At 71.5% G+C, this 2,519-nt stretch carries 3 protein-coding genes and 1 pseudogene; 1 reads left to right on the forward strand and 3 read right to left on the reverse strand.

The window, feature by feature from the left end:
• The 3 genes and pseudogenes from CCS38_RS17950 to CCS38_RS17960 form a co-directional block, all read right to left on the reverse strand.
• A partial coding sequence (locus CCS38_RS17950) for a helix-turn-helix domain-containing protein (RefSeq protein ID WP_223734303.1) occupies positions 1–336 on the reverse strand: 336 nt, incomplete at its 3' end.
• Between the two features lie 39 nt (positions 337–375).
• A complete protein-coding gene (locus CCS38_RS17955) occupies positions 376–1,200 on the reverse strand; it encodes an ABC transporter permease (RefSeq protein ID WP_223734305.1) in 825 nt (274 codons plus the stop codon).
• Between the two features lie 168 nt (positions 1,201–1,368).
• Positions 1,369–2,034, reverse strand: a pseudogene (locus CCS38_RS17960) (ABC transporter ATP-binding protein); the annotation flags it as partial.
• A gap of 305 nt (positions 2,035–2,339) precedes the next feature.
• On the opposite strand from CCS38_RS17960, the gene CCS38_RS17965 reads away from it, so the two are divergent.
• Positions 2,340–2,519 (forward strand): hypothetical protein (locus CCS38_RS17965; RefSeq protein WP_223734304.1); only part of this gene is annotated, 180 nt, incomplete at its 3' end.

Here is a 2,519-nt window from a genome sequence, read left to right on the forward strand (position 1 = left end):
TGACGGGGGTTCCGGTGGGGACGGCGGTTCCGGTGGGGGTGGTGTGCCGGTTCGGGAGCGCTCGGCGAGCAGGGCGCGGGCCCTGGTCCACTCCGCGACCTGGTCGCCCTCCCCGCAGGCCCGGACGAAGGCGGCCAGCAGTTCGGGGCGCGGCAGCGACCGGCCGGTCAGCGCGTTGGCCAGGGTGCTGCGCGGCAGCGGTTCGCCCTGGCCTGCGGCCTTCTCCTCCAGCTGGCGGTAGGTCAGGCCGGACCGTTCCTTCAGGCGCCGCATCGCCTCGATGAATTCGGCCGTGTCCTGTGCCTCGTACGGCGCTGAGCCCTCCCCTTTACCCATGGCGTCATAGTGCCCGGGAGAGGACGACCGGCCAATGGGTCAGCGGGTTCGGCGGCGGAGGGTGGCGGCGCCCAGGGAGAGCACCAGGAGGGCGCAGCCGGTGACGATCGCGGCGTCGCGGACGAAGGCGCCGGTGATGTCGGAATGGCGGAGTACTTCGTTCATGGCGTCGACCGCGTACGACATCGGGAGGGCGTCGGAAAGGCCGGAGAGTACCGGCTGCATTTCGTCGCGCGGGGTGAAGAGGCCGCAGAGCAGTAGCTGCGGCATCAGGACCGCCGGCATGAATTGGACGGCCTGGAATTCGGAGGCGGCGAACGCCGAGACGAATAGGCCGAGGGCGGTACCGAGGAGGGCGTCCAGGACGGCCACCAGGAGCAGGAGCCAGGGGGAGCCGGTGACGTCCAGGTCCAGCAGCCATACGGAGAGCGCCGTGGCGAGCGCGGACTGGACGACGGCAACCAGGCCGAAGGCGAGGGCGTAACCGGCGATCAGGTCGGTCTTGCCGAGCGGCATGGCGAGGAGGCGTTCGAGCGTGCCCGAGGTGCGTTCGCGCAGGGTGGCGATGGAGGTCACCAGGAACATCGTGGTCATCGGGAAGATGCCGAGGAGCGAGGCGCCGGTGGCGTCGAACGTGCGGGGGTTTCCGTCGAAGACGTAGCGGAGCAGGGCGATCATCGCGCACGGGACGATGAGCATGAGGGCGATCGTGCGGGGATCGTGGCGGAGTTGGCGCAGGACGCGGGTGGCGGTGGCCGCGGTGCGGGGCGCCGACGCACGGCGATTCGCGGCGGGACGCGGTGCGGCGGCGGGGTGCGGGTGAGTCGGGGCGGCGTCCCGCCGCGTGGGTGCCGCTGTGCCCACAGCTACGTCAGCGGCGGCATCGACGAGCCGTAGGAAAGCCGCCTCCACCGTCGGAGTCTGCGTGCGGGCGGTCAGTTCGTCCGGAGTGCCGTCCGCCAGGACCTGGCCCTCGCGCATGAGGAGGAGGCGGTCGCAGCGTTCGGCCTCGTCCATGACGTGGGAGGAGACGAGCAGCGTCACGCCGCGGTCGGTGGCGAGGGTGTGGAAGAGGTTCCAGAGGTCGCGGCGGAGTACGGGGTCGAGGCCGACGGTCGGCTCGTCCAGTACCAGCAGTTCCGGGTCGCCGAGGAGCGCCACCGCGAGGGAGACGCGGCTGCGCTGGCCGCCGGAGAGGTTCCCGGCGAGTACGTCCGCGTGTGACGCCAGGTCCACGTCGTCGATGGAGCGGTCGACGGCCGCCCGGCGCGCCGCGCGGGCGGTCCGTCCCGGGTGCAGGATCTCGGCGAAGTACGCGAGGTTCTGGCGGACGGTGAGGTCGTCGTACACGGACGGGGACTGGGTCACGTAACCGATCCGGGGCCGCAGCGACGCCTCGCCTGCGGGCCGGCCGAGGACGTCGAGCGTGCCGGTGACGTGTGCCTGGGTGCCGGCGATGGCGCGCATCAGCGTCGTCTTGCCGCAGCCGGAGGGGCCGAGGAGGCCGGTGACCTGGCCGCGCGGGACGTCGAAGGCGAGCGCGTCCAGGACGGTACGGCCGCCGCGGACCACCGAGAGCCCGTGGGCGCGTACAGCGGGGAGGGCCGGGACCGCGGCCTTCCCTGCCTCGGCGGCTTCGTCCGTCGACCCGGCGGCCCCGCCCGTCCTGCCGGTCCCACCGGACGCGTAATTCACCATGTGTTGAATATGCGCCTGTCCGGAACTGGACGTCAAGCCCCCGCCTCCGGGGAACCTGCGGAGGCAGGTCAACGTTCGGTAAAGGTGTGCACGTTGTGTCACGGACTGGGACCGCCGAGCATTCGGGGAGTCCGGCGTGCGGTGGTTCGGGGCGGGCTCCCGGCGGCCGCCGGAGCGAACGGAGAAGATCGTTCCGCTCTGCTAACACCGCGTTAACCTGACGGTTACACGCGGACTTGCCGTGGGACAACCATCTTTGGACACAATGGAATTGACTGTCCACGGCCGCCGGAGGGGAGGCGACGATGGGGAAGCCGGGTACCGCGATACGCCCTGCCCTGACGCTTCTCCTTGCCGCGCTGCTGACCCTGCTGACCACGGCCGGCTTCGCCTTCGCCGAGACGGCGCAGAGCGGCAGCGGGACACGGGCGACCGCGCCCGTGAATGACGACTCCATACCCTCCGGACCGGCCGCGCCCACCACC

The organism is Streptomyces purpurogeneiscleroticus, from assembly GCF_020024005.1.
Classification (GTDB): domain Bacteria; phylum Actinomycetota; class Actinomycetes; order Streptomycetales; family Streptomycetaceae; genus Streptomyces; species Streptomyces purpurogeneiscleroticus.